The sequence below is a fragment of the Metabacillus arenae genome, assembly GCF_014773385.1.
GTDB classification, from domain to species: domain Bacteria; phylum Bacillota; class Bacilli; order Bacillales; family Bacillaceae; genus Metabacillus_D; species Metabacillus_D arenae.
Window position 1 is genome coordinate 105,909 of the sequence record NZ_JACXAI010000010.1, and the last position, 17,970, is coordinate 123,878.

Below are 17,970 nucleotides of genomic sequence, written 5' to 3' on the forward strand. Positions count from 1 at the left end.
TGTCTAATTAAACAATCAATAAAAAAAGACTCATAAAAGAGTCTTTTTTAATACGTTATTATGCTTTTTCAACGTTAGCAGCTTGATCGCCACGGTTACCTTGAACGATTTCAAATGTAACTTTTTGACCTTCTTCTAAAGATTTGAAGCCTTCGCCTTGGATTGCTGAAAAGTGAACGAATACATCGTCTCCACCTTCGCGCTCGATGAATCCGAAACCTTTTTCTGCGTTAAACCATTTTACTGTACCTTGTAACATTTTGTTACCTCCTCGTGTGTATACCACACATTGTAATACTATTCTTGCTCTTAAAAATATCAAGGCGAAAAGCAATGTATACTTGTCTATCCTTACATTCTGAACAAAAATAAGTTAACTTAAGGATAACAGTCCAAAGAAAAAATAGCAAGCACATAAGAACTTCAATTGTAAAAATAGAGAGAAATTCCCATGTTAACAAATAAGATTTACGAAGTACTGCTTCAAAATTAGTACCAGGTATTATATCTTGGTGATATAATTAGTAAAAAACAGGAAAAAGGAGAAGAGTTCTTATGTATTATTTTGCGGCTTATCTTTTAAAAGTTTTATTAAGTCTCTTTGGCAGATTAAACGTATACGAAAAAGAAAAATTACCAAACTCAGGAGGATATGTTATCGCTTGTACACATACTGGCTGGGTAGACGTCCTATGGCTGGGAATCTCCATATTGCCGCTTAAGCTTCATTACATGGCAAAAAAGGAATTGTTTCAAAAGCTTTTTTTAAAATGGTTCTTGTCCCAATTAAATGCATTTCCAGTAGATCGTGACAATCCGGGACCAAGCACCTTGAAAATTCCCCGTAAGCTTTTAAAAAAGGGAGAGATTGTGGGGATATTCCCAAGTGGGACTAGATCGAGTGAGGGGGTTCCCCTAAAAAGAGGGGCTGCTGCAATCGCAATCAGCTCCAATGTTCCATTAATACCCGCTGTTTACATTGGACCATCTAATTTCCGCGAGCTTTTAAAACGCAAAAAACCATGCCTGATATTCGGAGATCCAATTGTTATAAGTGAGGAACTTCCAAAAAAAGATCGGGTAGAAGGGATGATGACTGAGTTAAATCGGCAGTTTAAAGCCTTACAGTCTGACGCACTGCAGCGAAAATAGGGAGACATATCCCTCTTGAAGCTATTTAATGAATGGAATTGAAACAAATAATCATCAAAAATGAAACTTTCCACTTTTGTAAAAAAATACATCTTAAGGTCCATATTCAATTAAATCTGGAGCTCGTTTCCTGAGCTAAATAGGAGTTGATAAGATAACAATATAACTAATAAAGGAATGAATAAAGATGAATGATTGTAAGGTGTATATTTTATTGACTGATACCGGTACTTTATTTTCCAGAGCTATAAAATTATATACAAGGGCTCCGTACAATCATGCATCTATAGCATTAGACCAAGATCTTAATGAAATTTATAGTTTTGGCCGTAAAGATTTTCGAAATCCGATTAATGGAGGATTTGTGAAAGAAACACTGTGCTCAGGGCTTTTTTTCCATAAGCCGAAAACCTCCTGTGCAGTTTATGAATTAACAGTAGATCAATCAACTTATCATACTTTATCAAACGTGATTAAAGAGTTTGAAAGAAAGCAAGCTGAATATCGTTATAACTTACTTGGACTATTAGGGATATTGCTGAAAAAAGCAATCGAGCGAAAGGATGCCTATTTTTGCTCTGAGTTCGTTGCCGTGGTTTTGAGAAACAGTGGAATCTATCCTTTTGAAAAACCGCCTTCTTTAATCACTCCTGACGATTTTTGCCGTGTAAAGCAATTTAAATTAATTTTCCAAGGAAAATTAATTGATTTTAAAAGTCAAAGAGGCACTTATGTTCCAGAAACTACAGAAAAGTCCATGAAACCCTTCCATTTATATCCTCAAAAACTATAAGATATTAGTTAGAGGGATTTATAGTTAAGAGAGAAGGGAATTTAAATGCACAGGATTTTATATATTGAAGACAATCTTGAGATCGGTAAATGGGTAAAAAGTGAATTGGATAAAAAAGGGTATTCTGTCGATTGGAAAAAGGATGGTACCGATGCAATTGATTTTGCAGAAGAGGCTGATTTGGTTATATTAGATGTTATGCTTCCCGGGCTTGACGGTTTCTCAGTAGGTAAAAGATTAAAGAGAAAACGTTCAGACCTTCCGATTCTCATATTATCTGCAAGGACTTCGGTAGAAGATAAACTGGAAGGATTAGGATTTGCCGATGATTATTTGACAAAACCCTTCCATCCTGAAGAATTAAATGCCAGAATTGAAGTTTTATTAAGAAGATCTACTGATCAAAAGCCTAAAAAGAGGAACATTAAACATTTGACCATTTACCCAGATCAGCGTATCGAAAACAATGAAACACAGGAAGAAATTATTTTGACAGGAAAACAGTATCAAATTCTATCTTATTTCCTTCGGCATCTAAATCAAATTCTAACAAAGGAACAGCTTTATGAAGGAGTTTGGGGAGAAAATTTTATAGAAGGCGATAAGACCCTAAATGTACATATTCGGTATCTTCGGGAAAAAATCGAAAAAAATCCAGCCAAACCAGAAATTATTGAAACGATTCGCGGAATTGGTTATAGGGTAAAAGCATGAAATTAAAACGGTCCTTGCTGTACCCCTATATTATTATTATCATTTGTGCCGTATTGGCCCTTCCTGTCGCTTTGCCTATTGCTTCCCTTTCTCTGCTTATTCCAAGCATTCTTTTTACAGGTGAGGTGGAAAATCGCTATGATGAAAATCTCAATGATATTAAATCAGATTGGCATCAAGATGCAATAGATTTAGAAGGCGCTTCATCTGCAGAAATTGAAGCAGCTATGCAAGAGTGGAAGAAACGGTTTCCTGATGCAAACTTGATTTGGGTGGATGAGACAGGTAAAACTAGAGCAACTTACCCAGAAAATGTATCTGGTATTCCTGAGAACTGGTCTCCTGCTTATTCCATTCAATTTATGGAAAATCACACCGGGTCAAACCTTTTTACTGTGGTATCCTTCATTGGAGGAAGTCTTGAAAATGGATTTATCATTTTCCAAATAGATAAGAAATTTTTTGAAACGCCTATCGAACGTTTCGGGGATTGGTTTATATACGCCTATGCAGTAATCGTCATTTTGATTTTGCTTGGCTTTATCTTTTTTTCTTGGATGTTTTTTAACAAAATAAGAAAAAGGCTTATTCATCTTCAACATGCAATGGGAAAAAGAGGAGAATTAGGAATATCAAAGATGATAGAAGTGCAAAGCAACGATGAAATTGGAGATCTGGAACGATCTTTTAACGATATGATTGAGCAGCTAAAAATGAGTAGAAAGAAAGAAAAAGAAGAAGAAGAGTTAAGAAGGCAGCTTATTGCTAATCTTTCCCACGACCTGAGAACCCCTTTGACAACAGTCCGGACCGACGCCTATTCGCTGCTTGATGAATCGCTTTCTTCAAAAGGAAAGGAATCGGTTGACCGAATCGACCGGAAAATTCAATTTGTTGATAAGCTGATTGAGAACTTGCTATCTTATACTTTACTTTCCGCTGGCAAATATCCTTTTCACCCTGAAGAGGTAGAGATATCAAGGTTATTAAGGGAGACAATTGCGAATTGGTATCCTTTATTTGAATCAGAAGAAATGGAGGTTTCCGTAGAAATACCTCAGGAGGCTGTAGTATGGATTGTTGACAAGCAATGGATGGAACGAATCCTTAATAATTTATTTCAAAATGTCATTCGTCATGCAAAAGAAGGGAAATACATTGGGATAAGACTGAATAAAAATCACTTCTTGGTCATGGACCATGGCAAGGGATTTAAAGAAAAAAGCCTTGATGCAGGAGCGGGAATCGGCTTATCCATTATTGATTTGATGGTAAAGGAAATGGGCCTCGAATGGAAGCTGGATTTTAATAAAAAAGGAACAACAGTCATGATTGGTCAGCCAGAATAGCATTTAATGATGAGAGCTGAAGTAAAATCAGCTCTTTTTTTAATGTCGGTAATACGGTACTTCCTATTTTCGGCGGTACCAGGTTCAAAGGTACCTGGTACCGTTGTCCTTCGATAAGATTCCCTCTATAATATGGTTAAACTTGCTTCCACTTTTTCTCCATCTTAGGAGGAGCATAGCTGGTCATTTGCTTAATAAGCTCCTCCGGTTCTGATGCAGCACCGATCAATTTGAGGTGGGAGTCATTTGAAAAACCTTCCTGAATACTGAATTTTACGAGTTGAATGAGCGGATCGTAATAACCTCGAACATTATACAAGCCTATCGGTTTTTCATGAATGCCGATTTGGGCCCAGCACAGGACTTCAAAAAGCTCTTCAAACGTCCCAAGTCCGCCGGGTAAAGCAATGTAGGCATCAGCGAGCTCACTCATTTTTGCCTTGCGCTCATGCATGCCATTTACTTCAATTAGTTCTGTTAATTCTGTATGGACAATTTCACCGCTGAATAAGCCAACAGGCATAATTCCTGTAACTTTTCCACCCTGAGATAGTACCTCGTTTGCAATTTCTCCCATTAAACCGACCTTTGACCCTCCATATATAAGCTGGAAATCATTTTGAGCCATGTAATTTCCTAGTTCTCTTGCTTTCATTTTATACTCTTCTCGAACTCCTACATTAGAACCAGCAAAAATACAAATCGATTTCATATATATCACCCAATCTTTTGGTAGAATTTTGACTCTCTCTATTAACTTAACTCCTTCTGACCTGTCTTATCAATAGCTAAGTGATAAAATGAATTCTATGTTCGTATGCTCTGTATGTATGTCTAAAAGCATGCTTGTTCGAAAATGCGTAAACTTCCAGTAAACAAAGGAATTCAAGCGGGAATTGAGTCAGCATCAGAATCGAGCTTTTCCACCCATTTATCCAAGCTGGGCGTTATTCTAATAGTACTAGCGATGCTTACTGTCCTAAGGCAGAAACTAAGAAGCCTCTCCCTCTAATTATTCGATTTATCCAACATTAAATCTGCTTTCAATATCCCAGTTCCTAATTGAAGATACGGTATGCGACCTAGAAAAACGATGGGTTTTAGAATATCATTAGAATACAAATAAAAAAGTAGTATGATAAAATCGGGTGAACGAAATGAAATTACAAAAAGGCTATACACTTCAAACGAAAATACTAGGCTTGGTTGTGATTATTGTTTTTATGTCTGTAGGATTATTGACGGGGATTATTGCCTACTTAGAGGTGGTATCTACGAAAGACCGCACAAAACAACTTGCGCTTCAAACTGCTACAGCCGTGTCACTAATGCCTAGTGTTCAAAAAGCTGTTCAATCAGGCGAGCCTTCATCAACCATTCAGCCCCTTACAGAGCAAATTGGTTATCAAGTAAGCGCTACAAATATAATTGTTTCCGATTCAGATAATAAATATATAGCACACGTAGATTCTGAACAAATTGGAAAGCGGGGAAAAATAGAAAGTAACTATAAAGCTTTGGTGTTTGGGGGATATTCTACTTCAGAATCAGAGGGATCCTTTGGTCCTTCCATTGTTGCTAAAGCACCAGTTTATTGGAATTTCGGTGAGTATAAACAAGTTGTAGGAGTTGTGACAGTTGAATACTTAATGAAAGAAATAAACGAAAGTATCATAAACAAGCTAGTGAAAATTGGATTATTTTCCTTTCTGGCACTCATCATTGGTATTTCAGGGGGTATACTGTTAGCCAAAAGTATTCGAAAAGACACGTTAGGCTTAGAGCCATATCAAATCTCTGCATTATTTAGGGAACGGCATGCTATGCTTCTAGCAATAAGAGAAGGAATACTTGCCATTGATTCTGAGGGAAAGATTACAATGATGAATAACTCAGCAAGAAGACTGTTAAATTTGTCAGAAGGTGATATTCATCGGCTTGTTGAAAATGTTTTACCCAGTACTGGTATGTTGAGAGTACTTGAAACAGGAGATCCGGAAATGGATAGAGAAGAAACTTTAAACGGCAAAAGCGTGATCGTAAATCGAACACCTATCATTGAAAATGACCAAATAGTAGGAGTAATATCAAGTTTTAGGGATAAAACAGAGCTTAAATCTCTGATTGAAACTCTTTCAGAGGTAAGGAAACACTCTGAGGATTTACGTGCACAAACCCATGAGTTTACGAATAAGCTTTATGTCATTTTGGGATTGCTTCAGCTTGATCAAACAGATGAAGCGATTAAGTTCATTCAAGAAGAAGCAGCCCTCCACAAAACACAGAATAAAATTCTTTTTGAGCAAATAGAGGATCCGAAAATACAGGCTATTCTTTTGGCGAAACTTGGGAAGGCATCTGAAAAGAAAATAAACTTTCAAATTGATGAAAACAGTTCTTTAAATAGACTTCCTAATCATATTTCTCTTTCACAGCTCATTACCATTGCAGGTAATCTGATAGATAATGCATTTGATGCAGTAAAGAATCAGCCGGTAAAAAAAGTTACATTTTTTATTACCGATATTGGAAACGATGTCGTTTTGGAAGTATCAGATACTGGTGCTGGAATGCCTGATCATTTTCTAGGACATATTTTTGATAAAGGGATATCCTCAAAAGGAAAAGATCGCGGGTATGGATTAGCGAATGTGAAGGAGTCGGTTGAGCAATTAAATGGTCTTATTGAACTATCACGTGAAAATAACTTAACTACTTTTACTATTTATTTACCAAAAAAAGAGAGGGGACGGGACGAGGATGAAAGTAGCAATAGCGGAAGATGATTTTAGAGTCGCCTTAATCCATGAAAAATTTCTTCAAAAGATTCCAGAAGTAGAAGTAGCAGCTAAAGCCCTTAATGCAAAAGAGACTTTAGAAATGCTAAATGCACAAGAAATTGATTTGTTGTTACTTGATGTCTATCTTCCTGACAAATTAGGAACTGACTTACTTCCAATTATGAGAGAAAAGTATCCAGAGGTTGACATTATTCTAATTACTGCGGCAACAGAAAAGAAAATGATCGAAAAAGCCATGAATTATGGAGTTGATCACTTCTTAATAAAACCTGTAACAATGGAAAAATTTATGGAAGCAATCGAAGCCTATCAATTAAAAAAGAACTGGTTGAATTCGCAGGAGGTTCCAACACAAGAATGGGTAGATAAGTATTTTGAAAAGTCAGGAAAAGAAACTCCTGTAAAAAAAGAGCTGCCAGCAGGGGTAGACTATCTCACTTTAGAAAATGTGAAGAAAATCTTGATTAGTGAAAAAAAAACCGGCCTATCTGCTGAGGAGGTGGCTGCAAAAATGGGTGCCTCCCGCACTACAGCAAGACGCTATCTGGAATATTTAGTTTCTATCGAAATAGCTGAAGCTAAAATTCATTATGGAATAGTCGGCAGGCCAGAGCGAAAATATTGTGTGAAAGAAATTTAAAAACTAAAATTTTGGCAAAAGAGGAGAACATGGAGGAGGATGAATAGGATGGCAGACTTACGTTACCCTATTGGACAATTTAAGTATGAAAAAGAACTTTCGATGAATGTAATAGAAAAATGGATTAATGAAATTGAAGTTGCTCCTGCAAAATTAAAGGCAGCTGTTAAGAATCTAACAGATGATCAGCTAGATACACCTTATCGCTCCGGAGGTTGGACTGTCCGCCAAGTCGTGCATCATATAGCAGACAGTCATATTAATAGCTACACCCGTTTAAAATTATCCCTTACCGAGGAAAATCCGACAATTAAGCCCTATTTAGAGGAAAAGTGGGCGGAACTCCCAGATTCAAAGTTGGATATTGATGTTTCACTTTCGCTGTTAGCAGCCTTACATCGTAGATGGGTCACTTTGCTGAGATCGCTGTTACCTAGTGAGCTTGAAAAGATATTTTATCATCCAGATTCAGGAGCAATCACTATCGGGGAAAGTATTGGACTATACGCATGGCATGGGAGTCATCATATTGCACATATCACTTCTCTTCGTCAGCGGCAAGACTGGTGAGACTGAAAAACTGCAGTTTTGTTAAAAAGGCAGTTATTTGAATTAGAGCCATTTCATCTATTTCCACCATTGATGTTTAATTTCCAAAAGCATGAGAGGGGCTTATGTTATTTTTCTTAATTATATTTCCATGCTTTTACTTTTTTCAGGCAAGGGGGATAAAAGATGAAGAAAGTGTTGGTCTTAATGATCTCATTTTTATTACTTACTTCATGTTTCCAAAAGAATGAGAATAGTGAAGTTTTTCCTTCAAAAGATTTACACATTATAGCATCTGCCTCGCCTGGTGGAGGCTGGGATAGAACCGCGCGTTCTATTAAAAGGGTTCTATCCGAAGCAGGGATTACAAAGCAGTCAATTACTGTTGAGAATAAGCCGGGGGGAGGAGGAGAAGTTGGCTGGAGATATTTGCAAAATCAGAATTCCAATGCTATTTCAGTGAATTCAAGCTTGCTTTTAACTAACCACCTTCTTGGGCAAAGTCAATTGACCTATGAAGATTTTACTCCTCTTGCCATACTAGCAACTGAGTGGATATCTGTCACTGTTAATAAGGAATCAAAGATCCAGACTACCAGTGATTTAATTTCGCAGTTGAAGAGGGATCCTAAATCACTAAAAGTTGGGATCGCTCCCGGATTAGGAAATGGGGACCAGCTTTCCTTTGTGCAGATTCTTAAAAAAGCAGGCGTCGACCCAGCTGATATTGATTTTGTGGTATATGATAGTGGTGGAGAAATCGTAAATGCTTTATTAGAGGGGAAAATTGATGTCATTACAACAGCGGTATCAGAGGTAGAGGAACATCATCAAGAAGGGAACCTGCAAATTTTAGCTGTTAGCTCAGAAAAAAGAATTGAAGGATTAGAGGATGTTCCTACATGGACAGAGGAAGGTATTGAAATTGTTTTTCCTCACTGGAGAGGAATTATGGGCCCTCCTGATATGAAGGATGAAGAGGTTAGTTACTGGAATGATGTAATTGAAGAGATGGTTAAAACAGAGGAATGGAAAGAGATTTTAAAAAATAATGAATGGAACAACTTTTATAAAAATAGTGACCAAGCTAAAGAATTTTTGAAAGAACAAAATAAATTATATTACGAGCTATTAAATGATTCTGGGTTATTATAGGATTTTTAGAGAGAGAAAAAAGAACAGCTTTTCGTTTCATTTGATTAATAGCAAAGATCGAAATCAAGCTAATTGGATTAACCATATGTTGGAAAAAGTAACTCAGATAACCCATTATTAAGTTTGTTCAATAAATAAAAGGCTTTATCTAAAATGACCCCACACCACATAAATAGGGGTCATTACTATTTGTATAAGGCAGTTTTCGCAAACTTTATTGCTAATTGAAAAAAGTAATGGCTTCCAGAGTTAATGTACTCCTCACCAAATCATCGATTGCCCCATTTAGACGTTCCATTGTAACTTTGTATATATAGCTTATAGATAAAGGCTTCCTCTTTAGATAAATTTTCTATTAATGAAAAATAGGGAAAACAACTAATCTTCTTCGTGAACAAAATGAACAAAATGCATTTTTAAAATTAAAAGAATCTTATTTTGAAAACGGTTACACATTAAAAAAACTACTTTATAATTCAACTTAATATTCAAAAAATAATCAACAAAATGAATTGGAAGCGTATTCGAATTTGGGGGGATGGTAGTTTTGCTTGCTTTATTAGGATTTTTAATGATTATTGTATTTATGTTTTTAATCATGACAAAAAGAATGTCAGCTTTAATTGCACTTGCGGTCATACCAATATTGTTTGGAGTGATTGGCGGCTTTGGTCTTAAATTAGGACCCATGATGTTAGAAGGAATTGAGACTGTAGCCCCGACTGGGGTCATGTTACTGTTTGCGATCCTGTATTTTGGAATTATGATTGATGCGGGTTTGTTTGATCCTCTTATTTCCACAATATTAAAGATTGTTAAGGGAGATCCGTTAAAGATTGTGATTGGAACAGCAGCACTTTCATCGATGATTGCATTAGATGGGGACGGAACAACAACTTATATGATCACCGTTTCAGCGATGTTGCCGCTGTATAATCGTATAGGGATGAATCCTCTCATTTTAACATGCATAGCCATGTTATCATTTGGAGTCATGAATATGACTCCATGGGGTGGACCGACTGCAAGAGCTGTAAGTGCCCTGCAGCTTGATGTAGCTGATGTATTTATACCACTTATTCCAGTTATGGCTTGCGGCATTATTTGGATCTTTGTGACAGCTTTTATACTAGGAAAAAAAGAGCGCAAACGATTGGGAGTTGCATCAATTCAATATTCTCCAGAAGAAAAGCATACATTTCAAAGTTTAGCAGCAACTGCTGAAATTGATGACTTTAAACGCCCTAAGTTAATATGGGTAAACTTATTGTTAACTTTGGCTCTTCTTACTGGATTATTTCTAAGTATATTGCCTCTTCCAGTATTATTTATGGTTGCTTTCGCATTAGCTGTTCTTCTTAACTATCCAAACTTAGAGGAACAGAAGAAACGTATATCCTCACATGCTGCAAATGCTCTTGCGGTTGTCTCATTGGTATTTGCCTCGGGGATTTTTACTGGTATTTTATCAGGAACAGAAATGGTGGACGCGATGGCAAATAGTTTAATTTCGATTATTCCTGAATCTCTTGGATCTTCGATGGCAGTTATTACTGCGATAACAAGTCTTCCATTTACGTATTTTATGGCAAATGATCCATACTATTATGGAGTGTTGCCGATCATTGCAAAAACTGCTGCTGCCTATGGAGTTGAACCTGTTGAAATTGCACGTGCCTCTATATTAGGCCAGCCAATACATGCTATGAGTCCATTAATGGCATCCGCTTACCTTTTAGTAGGAATGGCGGGTGTAGATTTTGGAGAACATCAGAAATTCATATTCAAATGGGCACTTGGAACAGCTGTTGTTATGATCATTGCTGCTATATTATTTGGAGTTATTACTTTTTAACTGCCGCTTCAATATACATTCAATAGAGTTTTCCAGGGTCATTTGCAGGAATTTAAAAAACTCATAACAGGAATGTATGATTTAGCCTGCTGATCAGCTTTCCTACTTGTTATAAGTGTCAGACCTTCTGGTGAACCAAATAAAAAAGCTGCAAAAAAGGGTTATAAAATTAAATAAGAGATCATTTACTTTTAATAGGACAGACAATAAGAAACAAGATAAGAACCGTATCAACATAGGAGGCTAAAGACAAATGTGGGTAATCACTGTTTACTCAAAGAAAAATATCCGGATGTTTGAATTTGATAATGAGAAGGAAGCAAAAGAGAAATATAAAAGTATTAAAGAATGTAAGATTTTATCGAATGTGATTTATTATAATGATGTGATGTAAGGGAATGAAGGGAATCAAAAAGCTATTATAGCTTTTTGATTCCCTTTCTTTGTTTTAGACTCCTTATTAATTTTAGATAAAATAATTTTAGTTAACCTTCTTCTTTAAGGGCTGGCGGCATTTCTTAAAGGGAAAGGAACATCTTTGCTAACCATTTTTATCGTATGTCTATTTGCATATAAAGGAACAATATAGAAGATGAAGACTCGAAGGAGTTCCTGATCTTACAGTAATGCTTTTGTAAAAGGCAATTTTAAAGGATTGTATAAAAGTTCAGTTAATTAAAAACTAACATTGGAGGTTCTAACGTGGGAAAAGAAAATATAGAACAATATCATGATGATTCAAATCTAAATTCGAAAAGAAAGGCAAATGAAGAAGTGTTAGAAATAAGTTCAACAGGATATGGATTAGAATCTGTTTCAAAAGAGACTGTAGAAGAAGGGCAAAAATTACAAGATAAAAGAGAAGGAAATTCTTCATGTGGAGGATTATAAAGGATTATTATTTCATATGAAAATTCCCAGCTTAACTGGTTTTTTTTACAAATCGCGCTTTTTATTTGATAAAACTACCAACAAAAACTTCGTTAAACGGATAAAAAGCAGGAAATCGATGAATACTAGCAAGAGATAACATTACGTTTCTTGGGGGTGAAGGAATGCTTCAGCTTACATCAAAAGAGCTGTCTTTTATTGAAGATGAAATAAGAGCAGAGGAAATTACAGCAAAGACAATGAACTGGTGTGCTTCGCAATGTAAAGACCCTGAGCTCCGAAAAACACTGGAACAGCTTGCAGAGCATCATCAATTAAAGATTGCTGATCTTGCACAATATTTCAATCGGGCTGGAATGATTCAATAAAGGATTGAAAAGGGGGTACAACATATGCCAAATAACATGGAAGGACGCGGCTTGACGGATCGAGAAATGCTGCAGCTTTGCTTGGAATTAGAGAAGGGCCGGTGTCGGAGCATCAGCAATACCATGTTAGAAACAAGCCATAAAGAACTCCGCGAAATTTATAAACAGAATTTTGAAAATGCGAGCAGCAATCATGACGAGCTATATAAAATAATGAATGAAAAAGGCTGGTATAAAACTGATATAGCTTCAATGGAGCAAATTGGCAAAGTACAAGAATTTATGCAAAACAACTTACACCCTGATAATGAATTTTAACGTAATTGCTAACCTCCTTTGAAAAATAAAATGAAAAATAAAGAAGAGATTGTCCAAAATGATAATTGTTAGACAATCTCTTTTTTATTCAATTGTAAAAAAATCAAAACATCCTGACGTAAATAGCGTCAGGATGTTTTGATAACTTTCTAGTTTGCTAGTTAGACAAAGGCAGGAACGACTTTTCCTTCACTGCCGACCATACGGATTTTAGACTTAGCCATTTCTTTCGCTGCATCTTTTGCTTTTTGCAAGTAGGCGCGCGGGTCTAGGCTGTCCGGCTTAGCTGCAAAATGATGGCGAATTGCTTCGGAGTACGCGTTTTTTAACTCTGTTGAAACGTTGACCTTCGCCATGCCGAGTGACACACAGCGGCGAACGTCTGCGTCTGGAACTGCAGAGCCGCCATGAAGCACGAGCGGCACATCTACCATCTCAGCGATTGCTGCAATTCGATCAAAGTCGATGTCTGGCTTTCCTTTATAAATGCCGTGAGCCGTACCAATTGCCGGTGCAAGTGTAGGGACGCCTGTCATTTCAACAAACTGCTTACATTCTTCTGGGACTGCTTTTTGTGCATCCTCGTCAGCCACGACAATATCATCTTCTACACCCCCGACTTTACCAAGCTCTGCTTCGACGTTAACACCAAGTGACTTCGCGAGCTGTATTACTTCTTTAGTACGAGTAACGTTTTCTTCAAAAGGATGCATTGACGCATCGATCATCACAGATGTGTAACCTGCACGAATCGCTTCCTTAATCACCTCGAAATCCGTACAGTGATCAAGGTGGAGACCTGTTGGAATGTCATAATGCTCGGAAGCAGCTTTTGCCACTTGAACGATGTTCTTAGGGCCTAATGATTTTACCGTTCCAACGGTTGTTTGTAATATAACTGGCGATTTTAGCTCAGCAGCAGCCTCAAGAACCCAGAAGATGCTGTCAAAAGAGTGAACGTTGAATGCAACAATGCCGTGGTTATCTGCTTTTGCTTTTTCAAGCATCGGTGTTGTTGATAAAAGAGCCATAATTAGTTTTCCTCCTGAGTTGTAGTAATCGCTTTTTCCACAAGTTGTGCAAGGTCTTCATTCGTATTTGCATTAAGAAGTGCTTGGCGGTCCTTGTCATCCATTAATACTCGAGACAAGGCAGAAAGTGCTTGCAGGTGTGTCGTGCCAGCCTCTGACTTCGGAATGAGAAGTGCCAAGAAGAAGAAGGCTGGTTGATCGTCGAACGATCCCCATTCAATCCCTGTCTCAGTTCGAACAATGATAATTCCAGGTTTGACAACAGCTTCAGACTGAGTATGCGGGATAGCAAAACCGTCTTGGAAGCCGGTTGTGCTTTGCGCTTCACGTGTCTGAAGCCCTTTTACAACTTCATCTGCAGAGGTTGCGAGTCCATTTTCTATTGCGAGATCTGCAATCGCTTGAAAGACGCCCGCTTGTGATGAAGCAGTTGAGTTTAATTGAATATTTGTCGGTTGAATCATACTTGTCATCATAAATTACTCCTCTATAGGTGTATTTTTTGCGATTCTTTTGCGATAGAGACCGTAGATTACAGCTCCGATAATAGAACCAACTAGGATGGAAAGAATCCATTGAAACGCTCCTGTTACAACTGGAAGAACTAAGAATCCGCCATGTGGAGCTGGAACCTGTACCCCGAACAGATACGTCATAACGGCTGCTATTGATGAGCCGAGCATGATAATTGGAAGTACAATCACTGGGTTTTTAGCAGCAAAAGGAATCGCACCTTCCGTAATATGGGTCCCTCCTAGAATAAAATTGACCATGCCAGCGTTGCGTTCTTCTTTCGTGAAGTATCGGCGGAAGAAGACTGTTGCAAATGCAATGATAAGCGGCGGTGCGATACAAGCTGCAGACACGCCAGCCATGAAATAAAGGTTTCCTTGAGCTAAGAGGGCTGTTCCCGTCACGTAAGCAGCTTTGTTAAAAGGACCGCCCATGTCAAAACCACACATGGCACCAACGATAATTCCAAGCATTAGTGGACTAGTAGTTTGTACAGAAGATAGGAAGCTCATTAACCCCTCATTTAAACCTTGTACAGGAACCATAAGAGGCACCATAACCGCACCAATCAAGAATATTCCAATGACCGGATACAAGAAAATTGATTTCAAGCCATCGAGTGACTTGGGCATTTTCGTTAATAGCTTCTGAAGCAGGATAATGATGTATCCAGCTGCAAATCCAGCTAGGATCCCCCCAAGGAACCCTGCTCCACCTTGGTCTGCTAAAAGTCCTCCAATAAAACCAACGACCAAGCCAGGGCGTCTGGCAATTGATTCGGCGATAAAAGCTGCGAGTATTGGAACTAATAAACTAAAGCTAAGACCGCCGACATTCTTCAAAAACGCAGCGAATTCATTATACTGTTCATGATTTGGGTCGGCAGAGTATATGCCGAATAAGAAAGAAAGCGCAATAAGAACCCCGCCCCCAACAACAAACGGAAGCATGTGTGAGACACCATTCATTAAGTTCTTATAGATGGTGTGTGCCCATTTCTTTCCGCCATTTGCTTTTGACGGCGCGTTCTTCTCCTTGCAAGCAGTGGAAGATGCTTCGCTTGAAGATTGCCCCCGTACCTTATGAACAGGCGCTTCTTCATTTAATATCTGATTGATCAAGTCTTCTGGACCGCGAATCCCCCTTGATACTGGTACTTCTACAAGGCGTTTTCCGTGAAAGCGATCCGTATTGACGTCTTTATCAGCTGCAACGATGACGCCATCTGCTTCACGAATATCTTCTTCGGTTAAACCGTTTTCGATTCCAACTTGCCCGTGAGTTTCGACTTTTATATCAATGTCTAATTTTTCAGCCGCTTTTTTTAATGCTTCTGCTGCCATAAATGTATGAGCAATACCAGTTGGACAACCAGTTGCTGCAACAATTTTTTTACGAGTCATGTTAATGCCTCCTTAATAGGGTTGATCGTTACTTCTTCTAATAAATCTGGTACATCTGTTAAGTCGCTAAGCCCCTTTGAAAAAGCAGTAGAAGCCCCTGTTGCGACAGCATGGCTTAGTGCGTCTTCAAGGGTATGTTTCTGTATTTGTTTCCCAATAAATGTCGCAAGCATGGCGTCTCCAGAACAGGCAGTGTTGACAACTTGTCCTAGAGGAGAAGTCGCCTTTAACAAATCTTTTTTTGAAAGGAAGAGAGCACCTTCCTTTCCTCTAGAAACGAGCACGTGCTGAGCGCCTTTTTTTAGAAGCTTCATGCCGTATTTAATCAGCTCGCTTTCGGAAAGAGGATGCTGTTTGTGAAAGAGATTCGCTAGCTCTTCCTCATTTGGTTTAAGTAAGAACGGCTTGTAGGGTAGTGTATCAATGACTGTGCTGACACTTGTATCTAGGACTAGTTTGACCCTGCGCTCTTCACAAATTTTAGCGATGTCGATTATGATTGATTCAGGTACACCTTTTGGCAAGCTCCCAGAAACAATCAGTATACTATTTGCTGGAATGGCTTTTATTTTAGCTAAAAGCTGTTCTTGCTCATTTGGTTGAATCATTGGTCCTTGATTGACGATTTTGTATTCTTCTGTTGAATTTATAAAAACATTAATGCGAGTTATACCATCTACTTTGACAAAATCTGTTTTAATTCCAAGATCTCTTAAGGAATCTTCAATATACTTACCGGAAAATCCGGCGATAAACCCCAAAGAGACGCTGTCAATCCCTAATTTTTTCAGCATAATTGATACGTTAACCCCTTTGCCATTAGGCTGATAATCTTCATCATGGGTCCGGTTAACTGTATCTGGTTTCAATTCTTTAACAGCGACATACAAGTCAATGGCTGTATTTAAGGTGCAAGTATATATCATTGCTTCACCTTCCTTCTATATGGTGTGAATCTGGGAACATTTATTAAAAGTGAATGGATGGATTTTATAATGGCTGCTATACCATCTGCTAATTATTAAGAATTAAAATAAATTCAGGCCATGAACTTTTTTAAATCAGCAGTTGTTGCCTGAATTCAGTATCTCATGTTTAGGGATGAAAATGTTTTCAGTTTCTGTAAAGGTTTACATGAGTGGGTTATGAGAATGTACATACGTGGGGATGAAAATTGATTGCTAATTGGGATAACAGAGTAAAGGAAGCATAAGCCTCCTCATGTTAACAGAGATCTATATAGTAAGGGGGGGAGGAGAAGAAGTGGATCGCTGGACTAACACATATTTGAAACTGAAATAGAAAGAGAGAAGCACAGAAAAGAGAAAATAAGGGGAGCATAGTTTCAAGGTTTCTTTATGACTTATTCGATTAGTTATACTTTGAATCCAGTAATAAAGACCTTATAAACATGTACAGGAATTTCAAAACATTCATTTCGCAAAGGAACCAAGTATTAAAAGACAGTTCAAGTGATGGGAAAACTGGAGAAACTGATTTTAACCTTTCGTACGAATAACATAGGCATCTAATAAAATCCGCGCAATGACGTTCAAAGAAAGCCTTGAGCGCACCTCATACTCTGGAAAGAGAGAGTGTTCGCTTTTATAACCGATCAGCGTCATATCGGAGAGCCTGCTTAAGGACGAATCAACCCGTGTCGTTAGCGTGATAGTCGTGACCTGCTTGATATTTAAATTTTGACAGGCTTCGACGAGTTCTTGAGTTTCACCTTGAAGGGAAATAAAAATCGCAAGCTCGTTTTTTTCCATTTTACGAGATTTTATTCTGATAATATTCGGGTCGTCGTGATTCTCACAAGTTTTGCCCATAACTTGAAGCTTGACCATCATTTCTTTAGCGATCATTTCGGAGAAGCCTCTCCCAAAAATATAAATTTTCTCGGCGTCATGAATCTTTTGCACCGCATCCTCAATTTGACCAATGCTTTGAAGCTGAATCGTTTTCAGGACTTCCTCTTCGTTTTTCTTGATGGCTTGTTTAATGTCTTCATCAATATTGCCTAGTTGATCTTCATAATCAATCATCTGCTTATCCTGCTTCAGCCGGTATTTAAACGATGTGTAGCCATTATATCCGATCTTTTTCATCAAGCGAACAATTGTAGCAGTGGATACAGTTGCCCGCTCACTTAAGGTGACAATGGACATTGTTGCGATTTCTTCTAAGTGTTGATGGATATATTCAAGCAAATATCGTTCAGATTCACTTAAAGAAGAGTAGGTTGTGGCAGGGATGTTAAATAGCGGTTTCTCCATTTGTCTAACTCCTTTATGTATTTGTATCCTAGTATAAAGGAAATCTTTATAGTTTGTACGAATTTATTTCAAAATAATACAATCGTTAAATAAGGTTGCCAAGAATCTTGGCAGCCTTATTTTGGGTTGTTACAACATAATGTTATAGAACGTGTAAGC

The 17,970-nt window shown here is 37.8% G+C and carries 20 protein-coding genes; 13 read left to right on the top strand and 7 right to left on the bottom strand.

Features of this window, described 5'->3' with window-relative positions; translation table 11 throughout:
* Nucleotides 1–58: 58 nt before the first annotated feature.
* On the bottom strand, nt 59–259 hold the full coding sequence (locus tag IC621_RS09775; RefSeq protein WP_191158110.1) for a cold-shock protein: 201 nt from the start codon (nt 257–259) through the stop codon (nt 59–61).
* A gap of 296 nt (nt 260–555) precedes the next feature.
* Here IC621_RS09775 and IC621_RS09780 point away from each other — a divergent pair, with 296 nt between their 5' ends.
* The 4 genes from IC621_RS09780 to IC621_RS09795 all read left to right on the top strand — a co-directional run bounded on the left by IC621_RS09780 (nt 556) and on the right by IC621_RS09795 (nt 4,008).
* Complete coding sequence (locus tag IC621_RS09780) at nt 556–1,152, top strand: lysophospholipid acyltransferase family protein (protein ID WP_191158111.1); 597 nt, start codon at nt 556–558, stop codon at nt 1,150–1,152.
* A gap of 202 nt (nt 1,153–1,354) precedes the next feature.
* Nucleotides 1,355–1,945: a hypothetical protein gene (locus tag IC621_RS09785; protein WP_318153020.1), complete on the top strand. Its 591-nt coding sequence runs from the start codon at nt 1,355–1,357 to the stop codon at nt 1,943–1,945.
* Between the two features lie 45 nt (nt 1,946–1,990).
* Complete coding sequence (locus tag IC621_RS09790; RefSeq protein ID WP_191158112.1) at nt 1,991–2,659, top strand: response regulator transcription factor; 669 nt, start codon at nt 1,991–1,993, stop codon at nt 2,657–2,659.
* Nucleotides 2,656–4,008: a HAMP domain-containing sensor histidine kinase gene (locus tag IC621_RS09795; RefSeq protein WP_191158113.1), complete on the top strand. Its 1,353-nt coding sequence runs from the start codon at nt 2,656–2,658 to the stop codon at nt 4,006–4,008. Before IC621_RS09790 ends, IC621_RS09795 begins: the two co-directional genes overlap by 4 nt.
* A 136-nt stretch (nt 4,009–4,144) precedes the next feature.
* On the opposite strand, the gene IC621_RS09800 is transcribed toward IC621_RS09795, so the two are convergent.
* Nucleotides 4,145–4,720 (bottom strand): LOG family protein, encoded by a 576-nt coding sequence (locus IC621_RS09800; RefSeq protein WP_191158114.1) that lies wholly within the window; start codon nt 4,718–4,720, stop codon nt 4,145–4,147.
* Nucleotides 4,721–5,165: 445 nt separating this feature from the next.
* On the opposite strand from IC621_RS09800, the gene IC621_RS09805 reads away from it, so the two are divergent.
* The 9 genes from IC621_RS09805 (at nt 5,166) to IC621_RS09845 (ending at nt 12,585) form a co-directional block, all read left to right on the top strand.
* Complete coding sequence (locus IC621_RS09805; protein ID WP_191158115.1) at nt 5,166–6,794, top strand: ATP-binding protein; 1,629 nt, start codon at nt 5,166–5,168, stop codon at nt 6,792–6,794.
* A complete protein-coding gene (locus IC621_RS09810; RefSeq protein WP_191158116.1) occupies nt 6,769–7,449 on the top strand; it encodes a response regulator in 681 nt (226 codons plus the stop codon). The genes IC621_RS09805 and IC621_RS09810 overlap by 26 nt, the downstream gene beginning before the upstream one ends.
* Before the next feature lie 48 nt (nt 7,450–7,497).
* Nucleotides 7,498–8,019 carry a YfiT family bacillithiol transferase gene (locus IC621_RS09815; RefSeq protein WP_191158117.1) on the top strand — a complete coding sequence of 174 codons (522 nt, stop codon included), beginning with the start codon at nt 7,498–7,500 and terminating at the stop codon, nt 8,017–8,019.
* A gap of 165 nt (nt 8,020–8,184) precedes the next feature.
* On the top strand, nt 8,185–9,153 hold the full coding sequence (locus tag IC621_RS09820) for a tripartite tricarboxylate transporter substrate binding protein (protein ID WP_191158118.1): 969 nt from the start codon (nt 8,185–8,187) through the stop codon (nt 9,151–9,153).
* Between the two features lie 547 nt (nt 9,154–9,700).
* Nucleotides 9,701–11,008, top strand: coding sequence for a CitMHS family transporter (locus IC621_RS09825; RefSeq protein WP_191158119.1), 1,308 nt, complete (start codon nt 9,701–9,703; stop codon nt 11,006–11,008).
* Nucleotides 11,009–11,261: 253 nt separating this feature from the next.
* A complete protein-coding gene (locus IC621_RS09830; RefSeq protein ID WP_191158120.1) occupies nt 11,262–11,402 on the top strand; it encodes a hypothetical protein in 141 nt (46 codons plus the stop codon).
* Nucleotides 11,403–11,710: 308 nt separating this feature from the next.
* Nucleotides 11,711–11,899, top strand: coding sequence for a hypothetical protein (locus IC621_RS09835; protein WP_191158171.1), 189 nt, complete (start codon nt 11,711–11,713; stop codon nt 11,897–11,899).
* 164 nt (nt 11,900–12,063) lie between these two features.
* Nucleotides 12,064–12,267 (top strand): hypothetical protein, encoded by a 204-nt coding sequence (locus tag IC621_RS09840; RefSeq protein ID WP_191158121.1) that lies wholly within the window; start codon nt 12,064–12,066, stop codon nt 12,265–12,267.
* Nucleotides 12,268–12,291: 24 nt separating this feature from the next.
* Nucleotides 12,292–12,585 (top strand): spore coat protein, encoded by a 294-nt coding sequence (locus IC621_RS09845; RefSeq protein WP_191158122.1) that lies wholly within the window; start codon nt 12,292–12,294, stop codon nt 12,583–12,585.
* Between the two features lie 161 nt (nt 12,586–12,746).
* Here the strand turns inward: IC621_RS09845 and IC621_RS09850 are convergent, their stop codons facing one another.
* The 5 genes from IC621_RS09850 to IC621_RS09870 all read right to left on the bottom strand — a co-directional run bounded on the left by IC621_RS09850 (nt 12,747) and on the right by IC621_RS09870 (nt 17,811).
* Nucleotides 12,747–13,616 (bottom strand): class II fructose-bisphosphate aldolase, encoded by an 870-nt coding sequence (locus IC621_RS09850; RefSeq protein ID WP_191158123.1) that lies wholly within the window; start codon nt 13,614–13,616, stop codon nt 12,747–12,749.
* 2 nt (nt 13,617–13,618) lie between these two features.
* Entirely contained in the window at nt 13,619–14,089 is a 471-nt protein-coding gene (locus IC621_RS09855; RefSeq protein ID WP_224752434.1) for a PTS sugar transporter subunit IIA, read from the bottom strand.
* Between the two features lie 6 nt (nt 14,090–14,095).
* Complete coding sequence (locus IC621_RS09860; RefSeq protein WP_191158124.1) at nt 14,096–15,532, bottom strand: PTS fructose transporter subunit IIC; 1,437 nt, start codon at nt 15,530–15,532, stop codon at nt 14,096–14,098.
* Nucleotides 15,529–16,458 (bottom strand): 1-phosphofructokinase, encoded by a 930-nt coding sequence (gene pfkB / locus IC621_RS09865; RefSeq protein WP_191158125.1) that lies wholly within the window; start codon nt 16,456–16,458, stop codon nt 15,529–15,531. The genes IC621_RS09860 and pfkB overlap by 4 nt, the downstream gene beginning before the upstream one ends.
* Before the next feature lie 573 nt (nt 16,459–17,031).
* Nucleotides 17,032–17,811: a MurR/RpiR family transcriptional regulator gene (locus IC621_RS09870; protein WP_191158126.1), complete on the bottom strand. Its 780-nt coding sequence runs from the start codon at nt 17,809–17,811 to the stop codon at nt 17,032–17,034.
* Nucleotides 17,812–17,970 lie beyond the last annotated feature (159 nt).

What these genes read in the sequence shown, in the direction of transcription:
- IC621_RS09820 (WP_191158118.1), top strand. Translation starts at nt 8,185, where the DNA reads ATGAAGAAAGTGTTGGTCTTAATGATCTCATTTTTATTACTTACTTCA.
- pfkB (WP_191158125.1), bottom strand. Translation starts at nt 16,458, where the DNA reads ATGATATATACTTGCACCTTAAATACAGCCATTGACTTGTATGTCGCT.
- IC621_RS09780 (WP_191158111.1), top strand. Translation starts at nt 556, where the DNA reads ATGTATTATTTTGCGGCTTATCTTTTAAAAGTTTTATTAAGTCTCTTT.
- IC621_RS09790 (WP_191158112.1), top strand. Translation starts at nt 1,991, where the DNA reads ATGCACAGGATTTTATATATTGAAGACAATCTTGAGATCGGTAAATGG.
- IC621_RS09840 (WP_191158121.1), top strand. Translation starts at nt 12,064, where the DNA reads ATGCTTCAGCTTACATCAAAAGAGCTGTCTTTTATTGAAGATGAAATA.
- IC621_RS09800 (WP_191158114.1), bottom strand. Translation starts at nt 4,720, where the DNA reads ATGAAATCGATTTGTATTTTTGCTGGTTCTAATGTAGGAGTTCGAGAA.
- IC621_RS09870 (WP_191158126.1), bottom strand. Translation starts at nt 17,811, where the DNA reads ATGGAGAAACCGCTATTTAACATCCCTGCCACAACCTACTCTTCTTTA.
- IC621_RS09850 (WP_191158123.1), bottom strand. Translation starts at nt 13,616, where the DNA reads ATGGCTCTTTTATCAACAACACCGATGCTTGAAAAAGCAAAAGCAGAT.
- IC621_RS09860 (WP_191158124.1), bottom strand. Translation starts at nt 15,532, where the DNA reads ATGACTCGTAAAAAAATTGTTGCAGCAACTGGTTGTCCAACTGGTATT.
- IC621_RS09855 (WP_224752434.1), bottom strand. Translation starts at nt 14,089, where the DNA reads ATGACAAGTATGATTCAACCGACAAATATTCAATTAAACTCAACTGCT.
- IC621_RS09830 (WP_191158120.1), top strand. Translation starts at nt 11,262, where the DNA reads ATGTGGGTAATCACTGTTTACTCAAAGAAAAATATCCGGATGTTTGAA.
- IC621_RS09775 (WP_191158110.1), bottom strand. Translation starts at nt 259, where the DNA reads ATGTTACAAGGTACAGTAAAATGGTTTAACGCAGAAAAAGGTTTCGGA.
- IC621_RS09810 (WP_191158116.1), top strand. Translation starts at nt 6,769, where the DNA reads ATGAAAGTAGCAATAGCGGAAGATGATTTTAGAGTCGCCTTAATCCAT.
- IC621_RS09845 (WP_191158122.1), top strand. Translation starts at nt 12,292, where the DNA reads ATGCCAAATAACATGGAAGGACGCGGCTTGACGGATCGAGAAATGCTG.
- IC621_RS09805 (WP_191158115.1), top strand. Translation starts at nt 5,166, where the DNA reads ATGAAATTACAAAAAGGCTATACACTTCAAACGAAAATACTAGGCTTG.
- IC621_RS09795 (WP_191158113.1), top strand. Translation starts at nt 2,656, where the DNA reads ATGAAATTAAAACGGTCCTTGCTGTACCCCTATATTATTATTATCATT.
- IC621_RS09815 (WP_191158117.1), top strand. Translation starts at nt 7,498, where the DNA reads ATGGCAGACTTACGTTACCCTATTGGACAATTTAAGTATGAAAAAGAA.